At 73.8% G+C, this 16826-nt stretch carries 13 protein-coding genes; 5 read left to right on the top strand and 8 right to left on the bottom strand.

Features of this window, described 5'->3' with window-relative positions; genetic code table 11:
• Positions 1-99: 99 nt before the first annotated feature.
• Complete coding sequence (locus KIS93_RS02395; RefSeq protein ID WP_080037856.1) at positions 100-705, bottom strand: TetR/AcrR family transcriptional regulator; 606 nt, start codon at positions 703-705, stop codon at positions 100-102.
• An 85-nt stretch (positions 706-790) separates the two neighbouring features.
• On the opposite strand from KIS93_RS02395, the gene KIS93_RS02390 reads away from it, so the two are divergent.
• Positions 791-2497, top strand: a complete 1707-nt coding sequence (locus tag KIS93_RS02390; RefSeq protein WP_222107182.1) for an FAD-dependent oxidoreductase — start codon at positions 791-793, stop codon at positions 2495-2497.
• Between the two features lie 231 nt (positions 2498-2728).
• Here KIS93_RS02390 and KIS93_RS02385 read toward each other — a convergent pair whose 3' ends face one another.
• From KIS93_RS02385 to KIS93_RS02370, 4 genes are all read right to left on the bottom strand, one after another.
• A complete protein-coding gene (locus tag KIS93_RS02385) occupies positions 2729-4063 on the bottom strand; it encodes a hypothetical protein (RefSeq protein WP_080037855.1) in 1335 nt (444 codons plus the stop codon).
• A 103-nt stretch (positions 4064-4166) separates the two neighbouring features.
• Positions 4167-4862: a tyrosine-protein phosphatase gene (locus KIS93_RS02380; protein ID WP_080037854.1), complete on the bottom strand. Its 696-nt coding sequence runs from the start codon at positions 4860-4862 to the stop codon at positions 4167-4169.
• A gap of 733 nt (positions 4863-5595) precedes the next feature.
• Positions 5596-6801, bottom strand: a complete 1206-nt coding sequence (locus KIS93_RS67220) for an extracellular catalytic domain type 1 short-chain-length polyhydroxyalkanoate depolymerase (RefSeq protein WP_080037853.1) — start codon at positions 6799-6801, stop codon at positions 5596-5598.
• A 123-nt stretch (positions 6802-6924) separates the two neighbouring features.
• Positions 6925-7860, bottom strand: coding sequence for a LamG domain-containing protein (locus tag KIS93_RS02370; protein WP_222107181.1), 936 nt, complete (start codon positions 7858-7860; stop codon positions 6925-6927).
• Positions 7861-8070: 210 nt separating this feature from the next.
• On the opposite strand from KIS93_RS02370, the gene KIS93_RS02365 reads away from it, so the two are divergent.
• Complete coding sequence (locus tag KIS93_RS02365; RefSeq protein WP_080037852.1) at positions 8071-10221, top strand: S8 family serine peptidase; 2151 nt, start codon at positions 8071-8073, stop codon at positions 10219-10221.
• Positions 10222-10244: 23 nt separating this feature from the next.
• Entirely contained in the window at positions 10245-10979 is a 735-nt protein-coding gene (locus tag KIS93_RS02360; RefSeq protein WP_080037851.1) for a DUF1826 domain-containing protein, read from the top strand.
• Here KIS93_RS02360 and KIS93_RS02355 read toward each other — a convergent pair.
• Positions 10939-11829 carry a glycosyltransferase gene (locus KIS93_RS02355; RefSeq protein ID WP_080037850.1) on the bottom strand — a complete coding sequence of 297 codons (891 nt, stop codon included), beginning with the start codon at positions 11827-11829 and terminating at the stop codon, positions 10939-10941. The two genes, KIS93_RS02360 and KIS93_RS02355, sit on opposite strands and share 41 nt — an antisense overlap.
• Before the next feature lie 38 nt (positions 11830-11867).
• Between KIS93_RS02355 and KIS93_RS02350 the strand changes: the two genes are divergently transcribed.
• A complete protein-coding gene (locus tag KIS93_RS02350) occupies positions 11868-13226 on the top strand; it encodes a 2OG-Fe(II) oxygenase (protein ID WP_080037849.1) in 1359 nt (452 codons plus the stop codon).
• Positions 13208-15160 carry a sulfotransferase family protein gene (locus KIS93_RS02345; protein WP_155126817.1) on the top strand — a complete coding sequence of 651 codons (1953 nt, stop codon included), beginning with the start codon at positions 13208-13210 and terminating at the stop codon, positions 15158-15160. Before KIS93_RS02350 ends, KIS93_RS02345 begins: the two co-directional genes overlap by 19 nt.
• A gap of 18 nt (positions 15161-15178) precedes the next feature.
• Here the strand turns inward: KIS93_RS02345 and KIS93_RS02340 are convergent, their stop codons facing one another.
• Positions 15179-15979, bottom strand: a complete 801-nt coding sequence (locus tag KIS93_RS02340; protein ID WP_080037847.1) for an aspartyl/asparaginyl beta-hydroxylase domain-containing protein — start codon at positions 15977-15979, stop codon at positions 15179-15181.
• Positions 15964-16716 carry a polysaccharide pyruvyl transferase family protein gene (locus tag KIS93_RS02335; protein WP_080037846.1) on the bottom strand — a complete coding sequence of 251 codons (753 nt, stop codon included), beginning with the start codon at positions 16714-16716 and terminating at the stop codon, positions 15964-15966. Before KIS93_RS02335 ends, KIS93_RS02340 begins: the two co-directional genes overlap by 16 nt.
• Between the last annotated feature and the right edge of the window lie 110 nt (positions 16717-16826).

Raw genomic sequence — 16826 nt, 5'->3', positions numbered from 1 at the left:
ACGGCGCCCCGCTCGTCCAGCCTGCGGTAGAGCTGCTGACCGCGCGCCGCCACCTGGGGGTCGGTGGCCAGTGAACACGGTTTTTGACTGGCGCTCGGCCTACGCGCCCCGCACCAGAGGCAGGAAGAGGTCGTCGACGATCGAGTGGATGCGGGCGCTGGGCGGGGGCTGGAGGTTCATGAGCAGGTCGTGGCGTACCAGGTCGAAGGGTAGGTCGAGGACGGCGGCCGGGGTGCGCTTCAGGTCGAGTTCGCCGCGTTCGTGGGCTCGCTGGTAGAGGGCGCGGGCGGGCGAGAGGGGGTGGGCGCCCATGAGCTGGTCGCGGACCTGCGCGGGGGTCAGGCCGGTGTCGGCCAGCAGGCCCGAGAACGCGGCGGCCGCGGCGATGGCGAAGTAGGGGGCGAGGGCTTCGCTGACAGCCGTGAGCTGGGCGAGCAGGTCGGTGCGCAGGGCGCCGGTGTCGGGGAGCGGGACCGGGTGAGTGTCGCGGTAGTGCTGGATGGCGGCCAGGACGAGCTGGTCCTTGTTGGGCCAGCGGCGGTAGAGGACGGGCTCGCTGGTGCGGGCCCGGGCCGCGATGGACTCCATGGTCAGGCGGGCGTATCCGGTCTCGACCAGTTCGTCCCAGGCGGCGGTGAGCAGCTCGGACTCGAGTTGTTTGCCGTGCCGGCGACGGCGGGCGGGCTGGGACGGGTCGGTGATCATCACCCCAGGATAGAAAGCTTTTCCTTTCTTGGCAATTCTCCTCCTTCTCGGATAGAAAGGAATTCCTTTCTTGCGAGGAGTGCGGATGATCGAGACGACGAGCACGATGGTGCCAGTGCTGATCGTCGGTGCCGGGCCTACCGGGTTGACGCTGGCCTGCGAGCTGGCCCGTGCCGGCGTGTCCTTTCGCCTGGTCGAGGCTGCTGGCGGGCCGCAGCCCGGGTCGCGGGGCAAGGGGGTTCAGCCGCGCACGCTGGAGGTGTTCGACGATCTCGGTGTCGTCGAACGGGTGATCGCTCACGGGCGGATGGCGATGCCCATTCGTTCGGCCGCTCCGGATGGGCGGGTGACGGTGAGCGGCGGTGGGACGGCCGTGGCTCGTCCCGACGTCCCCTATCCGGCCAGTTTGATCACGCCCGAGTGGCGGGTCGAGGAAGCGCTGCGGGTGCGGCTGGCGGAGCTGGGCGGTGCCGTCGAGTTCGGCACTGCGCTCGGCGGCTTCGAGCAGTTGGAAGAGGGTGTGGCGGCGGTGGTCGTCAAGGGTGGTGCGACCGAGACGATCAACGCGCGCTGGCTGGTCGGGTGCGATGGTGGGCACAGCGTCGTCCGTAAGCAGGCCGGCATCGCCTTCGACGGGGAGACCCGCGAGGAGGTGCGGATGATCGTCGCTGACGTCGAGGTCGACGGGCTCGACCGCGACGCCTGGCACATGTGGCGGCACGAGGAGGGTCTCGTCACCCTCTGCCCGCTGCCTTCTACCGGCCTCTTCCAGTATCAGGCGGGCATCGCGCCAGGTCAGGATCCCGGGCTCGGCCTCGCCAACATGCAGGCCATCCTCGAACGGCGCAGCGGGCGCACCGACCTGCGCCTCCACGAGCCGCGGTGGGCGTCTCTGTGGCGGGCCAACGTTCGCCTCGCCGCTCGTTACCGCCAGGGTGACGTGTTCCTCGCCGGGGACGCGGCGCACATCCACTCCCCCGCCGGCGGTCAAGGGATGAACACCGGCATCCAGGACGCGCACAACCTCGGCTGGAAACTGGCCGCGGTCGCGAAAGGTGCCTCGCCCGCGCTGCTCTACAGCTACGAGGCCGAACGGCGGCCGGTCGGCGCCAGCGTGCTCGCGCTCTCGGACGCGCGGCTCAAGCAGACGCTCGCGCAGAACGGGCTCGTCACCCGCCGCGACGCGAGCACGACGCAGCTCGGCGTGAGCTACCGCGGCTCCACCCTGGCCCGCGACGACCGCGAGGAGAGCGCCCCTGTCGCGGCCGACGACCGTGACAGGGTTGCCTTGCTCCGAGCCGCAAACCGCGACCCAGGTGCCCTGCCCCACGCCGACGATCGCGACAAGGGTGCCCTGCCCCACGCCGGCGACCGCGACGGAGGCTCTCCACTGCGAACCGGCGACCGCGACACGGGCGCGGCACTCCACGGCGGCGACCGCGTCGAGGGCTCACCGCTGCGGGCCGGGGACCGTGCTCCTGACGCGGCCGGGCTGATGACCGTAGGTGGTGAGCGGCGGTTGTTCGAGTTGACGCGCGGCGGGCACTTCACGTTGCTGTGCTTCGGGGCCGTGCCCGCGGTCGAAGCGCCTCCGTCCGGGCTCCGGATCTTCCGGGTCGTCGGGCGGCCGGTCGGACCCGGTGATGTCGCCGACGCCGAAGGTCATCTTGCCCGCGCCTACGGGGCCACCGGCCGCACTCTTGTGGTGATCCGTCCGGATGGGCATGTCGGGCTGATCTCCGATGCCGGCGACGTCTCGGCGGTGTCGGACTACCTCGCCCTGGTGAGCTGACCTGCAGCGGGGCGCGGCGCCCACAGGCAGGCCGTTGCGGAGCCCGGCAGCAGTGAAGGTGGTGAAGGGGTGAAGGCAGGCGAAGGGGCGAAGGCAGGGGAAGGGGCGAAGGCAGGGGAAGGGGCGAAGGCAGGGGAAGGGGCGAAGGTGGCGAAGGGGCGAAGGTGGCGAAGGGGTGGAGGCGGGGAAGCGGTCGCGAAGGGGTGGAGGCGGGGAAGGGGTGGAGGTCGGTCAGCAGTCGAGGTTGGGGCAGGTCACCGCCAGGACCAGGCGGTCGCTGTCGTAGACGCCGTCGTAGTCGCCGCGGAACTCGTTCACCAGCCACATCTCCCCGCTCGCCGGCCAGTAGGACACGTTCTGCGCGTTGCCCGGAGCGGTCGTCAGGTAGTGGACGTCGAGCGTGGCGCGGTCGGCGGAGAGCGTGACGCGGTGCAGGCACGACTTCCTGAACTCCCCGTAGACGCTGGCGGTCCCGCCCGGCATGTACGTGACGGACGGCGACCCTTCCGGGCACAGCCCGACGAGGACGCCACGGCCGCCGGTGAACACGCCGCCCTGGACGTCCCAGACCGGGCTGAACCACCCCTCGGTGGGGCGGACGAGCCCGTCGGAGCCGGTCCTGAGCAGGGCGGTGGCGGCGTCGAGCGGCCAGCGCAGGATCTTGCCGCCGGAGCCGCCCTTGCGGTACTCGACGGTGGTCAGGTGGTCGGTGCCGGAGCGGTCGAGCGAGACCCCGTTCAGGCATGGCCTGGTCAGGTCGAGGCTGGCGCAGACCGCGGAGGGGCTGAGCCGGTAGTAGCCGATCTGCGGCAGGGCGAAGCCCGAGAACGCGGCCGAGCAGACGCCGCCGGCGCAGCCGACGTTCCCGGACGTGGTGGAGCTCATGCGCCAGAAGTGGGTGAGGTCGAAGACGCGGACCAGCCGGTCGCCGCCGGACACGTCCGGGTCGCCGCCGGTGACGAGGAAGAGCTTGTTGCCGTACCAGGAGATGCCGTCGGCGTGGCTGGCGATCTCGCGAAAGCCTTCGGCGCTGCCGTCGGGCTCGACGAGCAGGGCGTGCCGGTACGGCGCGCCCGCGGTCCCTGCGGTGACGTCCACGAACGTGACCCTGGCCAGCCGGTTCGCCCCGTACTCGTGGGAGGCGCCGCTGCGCCAGCTCACCGCGACGATCTTGCGGCCCGCGCAGCCCTCGCAGGGCGGGTAGAGCACGGAGCCGTTCACGCCGTCGCCGCTGCCGGTGATGCCCTGCGGGAACCAGTTGGCGGTGGTGTCGTCGGTGGTGTTCCAGCAGAAGCCGGTGACCGTGGCGGAGAGCCTGAGGTTGGTGGGGTGGCAGATGGCGCGGGTGGTGTAGCCGCCGCCGATGACGGTGCTCATGCTCACCTTGGTCACCGGGAGCGTGGCGGCCACGGTGTCGCGGGCGGCGAGGGTCGAGGTGAACGTCAGCGGGCGCACCTGGGCCAGCTCCGCGGCGGTCAGCGCGCGGCCGGTGGCGGCCTGGGCCGGAGTGGGGACGATGAGGAGGGAGGCTAGGAGGAGGAGCGGGGCGGCTAATCGCTTGAGCACGATGCGTCTCCTGAAGGTCCTGCCGCTGCTTGAATCGGCGGTGCTTGATCGGCTGTGCTGCAATCGGGGTGCTTGAAGCGGCGGCGCCTCACCCGGCGGTGCTTCATTCGGCGGTGCTTGAAGCGGGCTGTGCTTCGGTCAGGCGGGTTTTGAGCCGGCTCGTGAGTGATTCGTCGAGCCCCAGGTACGGCACCGCGCCGCCGTACCGTTCGCGCAGGTAGGCCAGGGTTTCCAGCATCGTGTCGGCGGTGATCTGCGCGGCCAGGCGGCGGGCCCGTTCGCCGGGGTCCGGGGTCAGGCAGGCGGCGGTGCGGGCGTAGTCGCGGGCGATCTCCTCGTCGGGGACGCCGGCCAGCGTCAGGGCCAGGGCGACGACGAGCCCCGTACGGTCGCGGCCGGCGTGGCAGTGCACGAGCACGCCGCCGGGCGGGGCGATGGCGATGGCGGCGAGGACGCGGGCGATCCGGTCGGCGCCCCGGTCGAGGATGGCCCGGTAGATGCCGGGCAGCGTCTCGGCCATGGCCTCCAGGACGGTGTCCTCCTCGCGCAGCACCGGCAGGTTGCGGTAGACGGGGTGGCCGGCGAGCGGGCTCGGGTCGGCCGCGCACTCGGCGGGCAGGCGCAGGTCGATGAGGAGCCGTACGCCGGAGGCCAGCACCGCCTCGACGCCGGCCGGTCGCGGGCGGTCGGAGCGGAACAGGGCGCCCTTCCTGATGCGGCCGCCGTCGGAGGTGGGCAGGCCGCCCAGGTCGCGGGCGTTGTCACATCCGGGCCACCGTAACGCGGTCGCGACCGGCATGGGCGACTCCTGTCTTACGAAGGTTTCCTTCATTACTAGCACGCCGGCTAAGGGACGATCAACGTGCTCGTGGGGAAATCTGGGAATGTTTGTAAGGTCTGCTCTATTACGGGCGCGTGGGGACGCCGCAGTGGTTGCACCCGATGGGCAGGAACCGGCAGGGCCACGGGTGGCGGGCGCTCGCCCAAGCCCTCGTGGCTGTGGTCGGGGGTGGGGCGTCGCCTGGGGCGGGGGCGTGGCCGAGAGCGTGGCCGAAGGCGGGGGCATGGCCGAAGGCGGGGGTGAGGGCGTGGCCGAAGGGCGGGGCGAGGCGAAGGCGGGAGTGACGGGCGCGGGTGAGGGCGCGGGTGAGGGCGCGGGTGAGGGCGCGGGTGAGGGCGCGGGTGAGGGCGCGGGTGAGGGCGAAGGAGGGGGCGAGGGCGGGGCAAAGGGCGGGGCGAGGGCGAAGGCGGGGGTGAGGGCGTGGCCGAAGGGCGGGGCGAGGGCGAAGGCGGAGTGACGGGCGCGGGTGAGGAGGGCGGGAGTGACGGGCGCGGGTGGGGGACTGCGTCCGTGCCGGAGCGACCGGCGCTGCCGGGCCTGCGATGCCGGGCCCCGACCGATGCCGGGCCCCGACCGATGCCGGGGCCCGACGCCGGACCCGCGACTCCCGACGCCGGGCCCGCGACGCCGGCCTCGGCCGGGCGGACGGCGCGGCTGAGGCCGGGCGGAAAGACACCTGCTGAGGGGGCGCTCAGCACTCGCCGTCGGCGAGCACCCAGTGGTCAGGGCCGGTCTGGCGGAGGCTGTGGATGGTGAAGGTGTTCCACAGGCCCATCGGGTCGTTGGAGCCGTTGGCGTAGGTGTAGCCGCTCACCTGGTGGGCGCGCCCGCCGGTGGTGTGGGCGTAGTTGCTGGCCCGCACGCACGCCCCCGGCACCGTGGGCGTCGGGGTGGGGGTCGGGGTGGGCGTGGGAGTGGGGGTCGGGGCGTCGGTGTCGAGGCCGAAGAAGCGGGCGTCGTGGTAGGCGGAGCAGATGGCGTCCAGGAAGAAGGCGGCCGTGGCGCCGCACTGGTCGGCGCCGCTGCCCGGGTCGACCGGGAGGCCGTGGCCGAGGCCGGCGATCTCGTACAGGCGTACGTCGTCGTCGCCGTACACGGTCAGGGTGGTGCCGCCGGTGAGGGAGCGGGTGGCGGTCGGGGTCTGGGAGACGCCGCGGACGTCGGTCCACTGGTCGCGCAGTTGCCTGCCGTTCGCGGGCACCACGGTGTAGTCGGACTGGCCCTGCCAGATGGCCACGCGCGGGTACGGGCCCGGGTAGCCGGAGTGGGCGGCGCGGACCAGGTCGCCCCACTGGCGCGGGGTCCGGCTGGTGGGGCCGTACTGGCAGCTGGACGCCTGGGTGAGGCTGGTGGCGCACCGGTAGGCCAGGCCGGCGCCGATCGAGCCGGACGCGAACACGTCGGGGTACGTGGCCAGCATGACCGCCGCCATGGCCCCGCCCGCCGAGAGCCCGCTGACGTGGACCCGCCGCGGGTCGGAGCCGTAGGTGGACACGGCGTAGGAGACCATGCTGCGGATGGAGGCGGCCTCGCCCTGGCCGCGCGTGGTGTCGCCGGTCTGGAACCAGTTGAAGCAGCCGGTGGAGTTGTTCGCGCTGCCGGTCTGCGCGAGTACGAGGGTGAAGCCCCACTGGTCGGCGTACTTGCGCCAGCCGGAGTTGGTGAAGTAGCCGTCGGCGTTCTGGGTGCAGCCGTGCAGCAGGACGACGAGCGGGCGTCCGCTCGCGAGCCCGTCGGGGCGGTAGGCGTACATGGTGAGGTTGCCGGGGTTGGCGCCGAACGAGGTGACCTGGGTCAGGGACGCGGCCCGGGCGGGCTGCCGTACGGACAGGGCCGCCCACGGCAGGACGGCCAGGAGGAGGGTGACGAGAGCGCGGGTGAAAAGAGTGGCGGCCATGGAACGGCTCCTCGCTGCTGGCACGACTCTTCTGGGGGGTTGCAGCGCACGTTAGATGCCGGGAGCCGTCCCTGACATGGTGTCGCGACACACTCTTGACAGGCCGCCGGTGGACTCAGGGGGTCACCAGGCGCGGGTGCGGCCGACCCACACGTTGCGGGCCTGGAGGCGGGTGTCGGTGGTGGGGCCCGGGAGCTGGTCCGCCCAGCCGGCGTCGCCCGGCCCGTTCAGGCCCGACGCGTAGCTGCCCATCTGCAGGTTGATGATGAGCCACATGGGGACGCCGGCCCAGCCCTTGCCGACGTGGTCGGCCACCCAGTCGCCGCCGAGGTAGTACTCGAGGCCGACGTCGTCGCCGTCCTTGTACATCCAGACGCGGTACTTGACGAACTCCGCGCCGGGGTCGGCGACCGGCACGGCGGTGCGGGTGACGTAGCTGTCGCCGTCCTGGTGCTCTCGCGCGTCGCCGGTGGCGGTCTTGTTCCGGGTGTTGAAGAGGTTGGTGGGCGCGCCGACGTACTCGAGGATGTCGGACTCGGGCGGCCAGGACGGCCAGACGCCGGTCGTCCAGAACGCCGGCCAGACGCCGGGCCCGGTGTCGGCCCTGAACTCGCCCTCGATGTCGTACTCGGGGAACTGGTCGTTGACGATGATCTGCTCTTTGGCGTGGACGGCGCCGGAGTTCCACCACAGCGGGGCGTGCGGCGGGTGCGAGCTGAGGCCGGGCGAGGCGGACAGGCGGGTGGCGGTCAGGGTCAGCACGCCGCCGGACAGGGAGATCTGGCTCTCCTTCATCGTGGCGGCGCCGTTGTGGGTGGTCCGGTCGCCGTCCCAGGGGTAGAGGAGGTTCCACTCCCGGTCGAAGGCCGTGCGGCTGGCGAAGGACGACTTCTCGACGACGTTCTCCCAGGTGCCCGCGCGGCGGGTGCGGGAGGACCTGGCCTGCGCGCTCGTGGGCAGCGCCGTCAGCCCGAGTGACAGGCCGCCGAAGGCCAGGGCGGAGGTCAGCAGCCGGCGCCGGTTGACGCCTTGCCCGGAATCGTGGTCGGCGTTCAGCACAAACGGCCCCCGCTCGGGTCAGTGATCATGGTCGGGCGGCATCAGTATGCCCGACGGGACGGCGATCCGGGAGGGGGTGATCTTCGCCGCTCTCCGCAGCGTGCCGCTTTTGCTACTGAACGGTCAGGGACTCTGGCTAGTTCGCCAGGTTTGCCAGGGGTCATTCTTTTCACGGGCCCGGTACCGGTTCAGCCAGGAAGGCGGGGTGCCATGTCCGTCCACATCTCTGTCAGCGTTCCAGCGGGCGCGCTCATCACCCGGGACACCGAGATCACCGTCTCGTGCGACGAGGCGATCGACGCGAGGTCGGCGCAGGGGGCGATCGGCATCCGGGGCCGGCGCGTGCGGGTCGAGGTCACCGCCGACGGCCGCACGGCTCTGGTGCGTCCGGACGGGGAGCTGCCGCACGGCCGGCACCGCCTGGTCGTCGGGGAGCTGCTGAGCACGCAGGGCCACCGGCTCACCGAGCCGTTCGACGTGCCGTTCACGGTGATCGACCGGCCGCTGGAGCTGGGCGCGCGGCTGCGCGTGGACGGCCACGCCAGGGTGGTGCTCGGCGAGGTCGGCACCACGCGGGTGCCGCTCGGCACGCGCCCGGACGGGCCGTTCCTCGACCTGGTCAAGGCCACGGACGAGGAGACCGGCGAGCCCGTGGAGCTGGCCTTCGACGAGAACGGCCGCAGGGTCGAGGCGGAGGCGGTGCTGGGCGAGGTGAGCCGGCGGTACGCCGAGCGTCACGGCAGGATCCACGAGACGCTGGGCGAGCGGCTGCGCCGGGCGCGCGACGACGAGCGGATCCCGGTGGCGATCTGGGCCAGGTTGCCGGAGGACACGCCGCGCTTCGACAAGGACCCGGAGCGGGCCGCCGACGAGCCGGGCCCGGAGGAGCGCCGTCTCGGCGAGCAGGTCGCGCGGGTCACGCGGCACCTGCGCGATCTGGTCGCGCACGCGTTCGACGACCACCGTGCCGTCACGGACCCGGTCGCGCCGGTCGTCTACGCGACGATGACCCGCGACCGGATCACCGACCTGGCGGGGCGGGACGAGGTCGCGGCGCTGTTCCCGCACGAGCGCGAGGGCCGGGACGACCTGGGCGACTCGATGAAGGCGGCCAGGTCCGACCTGGCCCAGCAGAACCTGTCGCTCACCGGGCGGGGCGTGCGGGTGGCCGTCTGGGAGAGCGGGCCCGACGACGTGAAGGACCTGGACATCGCGGGCTCGTTCACCGCGACGCCCTCGACCAGCACCCACGCCCGCCTCACGCACGCCGTCGTCAAGAACGTCGAGGCGGACCGGCCGCACGGCCACGCGCCCGGCTGCGAGCTGTTCTCCGCCAACGACTACGGGCTGGAGGCGCTGCGCTGGGCGGTGCGGGACCAGGGCTGCACCGTGGTCAGCCAGAGCTTCCACCGGGCCAGCGAGCCGGGCTCGGCCGTGCTGTCCTTCGACGACGTCTACAAGGACTGGCTGGCGCTGCACTGGCCGTACCCGACGATCGTGCAGGCGGCGGGCAACTACTGGGAGGGCGACGCCGACGACATCCATCCGCCCGAGGACGAGTACGTCAACCACAAGGGCTACAACGGCCTGACCGTCGGCAACCACGACGACACGGCGGGCGCGATGTCCGGCGACTCGGTCTTCCGCAACCCCTCCGCCCCGCACGCGGACCGGGAGCTGCCGGAGCTGGCGGCCAACGGCGTCGGGGTGAGCGCGGTGGGCACCACCATGTCGGGGACGAGCCTCGCGGCCCCGGCGGTGGCCGGCTGCGTGGCGCTGATCCAGCAGGCGGACGCGGTGCTGCGGTCGTGGCCGGAGGGCTGCCGCGCGATCATGCTGGCCGCCGCCGGCCGCAACCCGGGCGGCTCGGACTGGCAGAGCGACCTCGCGGCGCACGTGGACGCGAGCGACGGCTCCGGAGCTCTCGACGGCCAGGAGGCCGCCCTGATCGCGCGCTCGCGCCAGGTCAGGGACTCCTCCGGGGCGCGGCGCGGCTGGGACGTGGGCACGCTGCGCTCGTCCGACATCGGCGGCGACCGCATGGCCACGTTCGTCCACCGGGTGAGCGTGCCGCGGCGCATGCTGGCGCCGCGGGTGAAGGTCGCCCTCGCGTGGGACAGCTCGGTCCTGGAGCTGCCGCTGTTCGGCCTGCCCATCGTCTCCTTCCTGGCCGTCGATCTCGACCTGATCGTCAGGGCGCCCGGCGGGGGCTGGGTGGCGAGCAGCGGCTCCTGGGACAACAGCTACGAGATCGCCGAGTTCGCGGCGGCGCCGGGCCAGACGTACGAGATCGTCGTGCGCCGCTGGTCGGGCACCGCCGACACCTGGTACGGGATCGCCTGGACCGTCTCGGGCCTGTAGCCGCGCACGCGGGAGGAGGCCGCATGGCCATCGCAGGGGTGTGCCGGGTCACCGGTCGGGCCCACGCCGCCGCGCCGGCGTCGGACGACGGGGTGACGGCGGTGATCGTGGAGGAGGCCGGCGAGGGCTGGCTGGGCGCGCTGGCCGGCGCGGTCGAGACGGGCCGGCTCACGGTGCCGCGCGTCTCGCTGGAGGGGGTGACGGCCGGGCAGGTGACCGTCTGGGCGCGCGCGGCGCTGGCCGCGCTGGAGGCGCCGCTGCGGTACGCGCTGCTGGCCGACCTGCTCGACCTGGTGGAGCGGGTGTGCGAGCTGGGCGGCATCAGGCGGGTGCTGGTGCGGGCCTTCACCGAGGCGCCGACCGGCAGGTGCGGCTTCCACGTGGACACCGTCGCGCCGCAGGCGCCGCCGTTCGGGGCGCTGCGCGTCTACAACGGGGCGTGCACGGAGTACGTGGAGCCGGAGGACGTCGAGGACGTGCGCCGCTTCTACGCGTACCTGTCGAGGCGGGAGCGGCTGGCCAGGGGCGGGGGCGAGGTGCCGGCCGTGATGGACGCGTGCCCGGACTTCGTCCGGCCGGGCGCGGCCATCAGGGCGGTGCCGCCGGGCGCGGTGGTCTTCTTCCGTCACCTGGACGTGCGCCGGCACTGGAGCGAGCATCCGGCGCGGGCGGCGTGGATCCACCGCTCCCCCATGGCGGGCGGGCCGCGCCTGGTCGTCAACGTCTCTCCGGCCGAGCGCCGCCGTCGTCCGCGGTGAGCAGCACATGGGACACGGCGGGCAGGTCAGGCTGGAGGCGGCGCAGGACGGCCAGCACGGCGGCGCCCGCCCGCAGCGGCCCGTGGTGGGCGGTGAAGTACGCGCGCGGCCGCCGCGTCCCCGAGCAGGCCGCCGTCACCGCCTGGACAACGTCGTCCGCGCCGTCGAAGAACACGCCGGTGAACGCGTTGACGTACTTCCAGCCGCCGAGGATCGACCGGTTGACCACGACCGGCACGTCCAGGCAGAGGGCCTCGGCCAGGACGCGCGGGGAGGCGTCCAGGACGGCGGGCACGAGCAGGCAGCGGGCCCCGGCGACGGCGGCGAGCAGGTGCGGCCAGGGCAGCCGGGGCGTGAACTCGGCCCCGGGCGGCGCCGCGCGCTCCGGCGGGTCCACGACCAGCACGCGCAGCCCGGCGGCGAGCAGGCGGGGCAGGCAGCGCCGTACCAGGGGCCAGTTCTTCAGGTCGGCGAGGTGGGCGGCGCACACGCAGACGACGTCGGCGCGCGGCGCCGCCGCGATCCGGGCGGGATCGACGCGCCTGGGGTCGGTGAAGTCCGACTCGCTGACCAGCGCGCGGGGGCCGTGCGGCGGCAGATGCCGGTCGGGGTGGCGGAAGCAGTGGAACCACGCCTCACACAGCAGCCCGTAGTCGCGCTCGTCGCGCCAGCCGGGGCCGGGGAAGCCCGCGTAGCTGGTCATGCCGGCGAACCGGTGGCCGTCCCGGGCGAGCGCGGCCAGCCGCGCGTGCCGGGCGCGGCCGGTGACGGGCGCGCGCACCAGCACCCACGGGAGCGGGCGCCCCGCCGGGTCGGAGACGCGCAGGAAGGGGGTGGCCTCGACCTTCACGCCTTTCAGACCAGCCAGCGATCGAACGGGAGTCAACCATGACCGAGACGAACGGCTTCTACGCCGGCCGGAACGCGGCCACCAGGATCGAGATCTTCGACGAGCTGAGCCCGCTCGCCGAGGCGGCGCTGCGCTCCTTCTTCCGGCGGCTCGGCGCGCCCCACGTCATGGACGAGGTGGTGCTGCCGCTGCTGTCGGAGGGGGACTCGCAGCTGTTCGCGGCCGTCCGCGACCGGCCATGGCCGCCGTGGGGGCTGGGCGCGCGCAACGTGGTCGGCCTGCTGCAGACGCATCTGGTGGCCGACGCGTGCTGGGGGCTGAGCACGATCTACCTCGTGGACGAGGAGCTCGGCAACATCGGCCTGCAGTCGGCGCTGATCAAGGAGGCGCTGGAGTTCATCTCCACCGACCCGAACGCGGAGATCCACTACCTGGTGGCCGAGGGGTCGATGATGGCCGACCACGTCCTGCGGGAGACGGGGTTCGAGGCGACGCAGGACGTCTTCCTCACCGAGGCCGCCCGCTACTTCACCTACCGCACGCCCGCCCGCCGCCTGCTCGAACGGCTCGGCCTGTCCGAGACCGACACCGTGGACGTGATGGCGGGCGCGCTCGACCGGGCCGCGTACGCGCGGGGAGCCGTCTTCCACCACACCGTCCAGGCCGCCTCCCGCGCCGACTGGATGATCGACCGGCCGGAGGTCGCGGCCGAGATCACCCGCCTGGTCCGCGGCGGCCACTACAGCAAGCCCGGCGGCGTGCCCACCGGCACGGGCCGCATCGAGGTGATCGACCCGGCCGGCGAGGTGGCCCTGGTGCTGCGCGAGTTCCTCACCAGGGACGAGCAGGCCCAGCTCCTGGAGCACGTGCTGAAGAACGTGCACGGCTTCACCCCCGGCACGATCATCGAGCCCGGCTCCCCCACGCCCCTCTTCAACGAGCGGGTACGCCGCGGCCGCACCCTGGACGACCTCGGCCGCTTCGAGTCGCTGTTCAAGGAGCGGATCAAGCAGCAGCTCGAAGAGGTCATGGCCCGGCTGGGGCACCCGGCGTTCCCGCTCGGCGAGATCGAGCTGCAGGTCACCGCGAGCAACGACGGCGACTACTTCCGCATGCACCGCGACACCGACGGCAGCGACACCCGCGAGCTGACCTTCGTCTACCTGTTCAGCCGCGAGCCGCGCAAGTTCGCCGGCGGCGAGCTGCGCGTGTTCGAGACGGACGTGGTGGAGGGCCGGATGGTGCCCACCGACCGGAGCCAGACGATCATGCCGCGGGCCAACCTGGCCGTGTACTTCCCCGCCCGGCACGAGCACGAGGTGCTGCCGGTGCGGGTGCCGAGCAAGCAGTTCGACGACAGCCGGTTCAGCATCACGGGGTGGATCCACCGCCGTTGACCGCCTCCTCCCCCACCGCTGACACCGCGTGGGCGGTCGTGCTGCACGGGCCGCCCCGCCCCCGGTCGTGGCTGCGCCGGGCGCACCACGCGCCGTTCCCCGCCGTCGCGGGCCTGCTGGCCCGGGCGGTGACGGGGGACGCGCGCGGGGTGCGCCGCCGCTACCTGTTCGGCTCGGCCGGCCACGCCCACGCCTTCGCCGCTCGGCACGGGGCCGCCGACGTGCGGCCCGTCGTGGACGAGCCGTTCGACCGGCCGGTCATCATCGTGGCGCCGCCCAGGTCGGGCGGCACCCTGCTGTTCGACGCGCTGGCCGGGCACCCCGAGGTGTGCGCGCTGCCCGGCGAGAGCGAGGCGGTCATCGAGGGCGTGCCCGAGCTGCACCCGGCGGCCCGCGGGTACAACTCCCACGCGCTCACCGCGGCCGACGCCCGCGACGCGGGCCGGATCGTGCGCTGGGGGCTGCGCGCCGACCTGCCGCCCGGCGGCGCCCGCCTGGTCGAGCGGACGCCGGAGAACTGCCTGCGGCTGCCGTTCCTGCTGGCCGCGCTGCCCGGCGCGGACGTCGTCTTCCTGCGCAGGGACCCCAAGGAGACGGTGGCGAGCATGGTGGCCGCCTGGCGGGACCCCCGGTTCGTCAACGTGCCCGAGCTGCCCGGCTGGTCGCGCGGCCCCTGGCACCTGCTGCTGCCCGAAGGCTGGCGGCGGCTCGACGGCGCCGAGCCGGGCGTCGTCGCCGCCCACCAGTGGGCCGCGGCCGTCGACGCCGTGCTCGACGCGCGCCCGCTCGTCCCGGACGGGCGGTGGATCGACGTGGACTACGCCGACCTGCGCCGCTCCCCCGGCGCCGTGCTCGGCGCCCTGTCCGAGCGGCTGGGGTTGTCCCGCCGGGAGACGCCCGCCGACCTGCCGCTGTCCGCGACCGCGATCTCCCCGCCCGTCGCCGGCAAGTGGCGGCGCACGCCCGGCTTCCGGCCTTCCGTCCTCGACGCCCACGCCGCCACGCTGCGGCGCCTGCCCCAGGAGAGCACCATGATCCGCCCTCGACCGGCCCGGCCCGTCCTGTTCGCCTCCCTGCTGCGTGACGTGCCCGAGGTGGAGCTCGCACGGCCTCGGCTCGCCGCGTCGGCGACGCTCCAGACGGGGGTGAGCATCCCGCTCGCCCTGGCCGGGCGGACCAGGTTCCGCGAGCGGTTCCTGCCCGGCCATCCCGTCCTGTGGGTGGCGGACCGGGCGGGGTGCCTGTGGCCGTACTGGCTGGAGGAGGCGGACTTCCTGCCCGTGCGCGCGCTGCTGTCCGGCACGCTCGCGCCGCTGGAGCTGCCCGCGCGCCTGCGCGGCCGACTGGCGGGCGCCGGCGCGCTGGTCGAGCCCGACCAGGGGGACGGTTTCGCGGACGCGGCCAAGAGGTTCGCCGGGGACGGGCTGTGCGCGCTCGACGAGGTGCTGCCGGTGGCCGTGCGCCTCGGCCTGGCCCGCTACTACGAGCAGCTCATCGAACGCGGCGGCTGGGAGCTCGGTGACGCCCAGGTCGCCGGCCGGTACGGCCGCCAGAACGAGCCCATCTCCCGCTTCGTCCACCACCAGCTCGTCCACCTGGTGCGCCGGGTGGCGGCCGAGCCCGTGCGGCCCTCCTACAGCTACGTCTCGGCCTACCGCTCGGGCGCGGTGCTGGAGCGGCACGTGGACAGGGAGCAGTGCGAGTTCACCCTGTCGGTGCTGCTGGAGGAGCGGGGCCCCGGCATCGGCGGCGGCTGGCCGCTGCGCTTCGACCTGCCTTCGGGGACGGTGGCGCTGACCCAGCGGCCCGGTCAGGGCGTGCTGTTCCGTGGCACCCGGCTCCCCCACCACCGCCCCGAGCTGCCGCCGGGCAACGCCCACACCTCCCTGCTGTTCCACTACGTGCCCGCCGCGTTCCGCAGGACGCTGTACTGAGCCCCGCCACTGGGCCCCCTATTGGGGCCGCAGGAAGGCGAGCTTCGCCGCCTCGGCCTCGGTGACGGGCGGGGCCAGCCGCTCCCACTCCCGCACCGGCCGGTGCCCGATCGGGGACGGCTCCACCAGCCCCAGCCGCGCGAACCCGGGCGGGCCCGCCGCCTGCCCGAACATCACCGTGGCCGCGTCGAGCGTCATGAGCTGGTCCCACACCAGGTGCACACGGTCGGCAGTGCCGGCGTTCTCGGCGGCGTGCACGCAGCCGTGGTTCACCAGGTGGATCGTGCCCGCCTCCAGGTGGTACACCGCTCCGTCGAGGGTGATCGTCGCCGCCGGCTCGGTCTCCAGCGGCAGGTGGAAGCGGGCCCGTACGCCGATCGTGCCGCTGTCCGCCCGGACGAGCGCGTGCTCCTCGTGGGGCGGCAGCGCCGCGCCCGGCGCCAGCACGAGCAGCCGGACGTTGACCAGGTCGGGCAGCGCCCCGACGAGAGAGGCCAGGAGCGGGTAGCGGTCCGCCTCCCAGAACCGCTTGCCGAACGACGACAGGTCGTGGTCGCGGGAGAAGTCGTCGTAGCGCCCCGACGCGGTCAGCAGGCTGTACTGCGCGACCCGTCCCCGCGGCCTGGTCCAGGCGGTGACGTGGCCCGGCTCGCCCGGGCAGGACGGCGCCGCCCGGGCCCGCAGCAGGGCCGTCTCGCGGCGCAGCCCGTCGAGGACGTCCCGGCAGGCCCCGAACAGCCGCAGGCACCGGATCCCGCCCTCCCGGTGCAGGTCCGCGTCCCGGATCCGGCCCAGCACGGCCATCACCTGAAGGGACATGTCCCCACCATCAGGTCCAGATCGGGCGGCGTGACCGGCAGGGTGGCGTACTCGGCCACGCGCGCCAGATCGAGCCCCGCCCCCGTCCGCCCCACCTGGTACGGCGGCGGCACGGGCACCCCCACGGACAGGAAGTAGTCGTGGAACTTGCTGTCGTCGCCGCTCGGCAGGTCCCGGAACCTGATCCACACCGCCGGGACGCCGTAGGCGTGGCCGAGAATGAGGCCATGCAGGCTCGACGACGCCACCAGGGAGCAGGCGGCGATCCGGTCGGCGACCTCCTCGACCGGGCGCTGCACGTCGATGAGCGACCATCCGGCGGGCACGCCGAGCCCGGCCGCGGCCTTGTCGGCGAAGTGCGGCACCACCCCCGGCCCCCGGCCGCGCAGGACACGAGGCCGGTGGAACCGGGGCACCAGCAGCCCGGGATCGCCGTAGACGGCGGGGCAGGCCGTCCCCCTGAGCGCCGCCTCCCTGGTCAGCGGCCCGCGGACGGCGGCGAACCCCATCCGCGGGTCGAGCACGTCGTCCGCCCGCATGACGCCCGCGCCCCACACCACCGTCCCCGGCCCGCCGAGCGCGGCGATGCTGCCGCTGACGAAGAACTTCACGCCCGGGGCGTGCGGCGGGACCCACCGGGCGGGCACCCCGGTGATCTTCCTGATCAGCCAGGGGGTGAGCCGGTCACCCACGTTGCCCCGGCTCGGCACTCGGCACCAGAAGGCGGGCACGGCCACGCCCCCGAGGCTAACCCCGGCACGCCCGGCCGGCCAGGGGCCGCCATCGTCATCCGCACCTACCACCGCGACGCCGAGTGGCTGAGCTTCTGCCTGGCGGGCATCCGGCA

Origin of the sequence: [Actinomadura] parvosata subsp. kistnae (assembly GCF_900323885.1) — a bacterium.
In the GTDB taxonomy this organism is placed as follows: Bacteria; Actinomycetota; Actinomycetes; order Streptosporangiales; family Streptosporangiaceae; genus Nonomuraea; species Nonomuraea composti.
The sequence above is the reverse complement of the archived record's forward strand: the minus strand, read 5'-3'. Positions and strand labels throughout refer to the sequence as shown.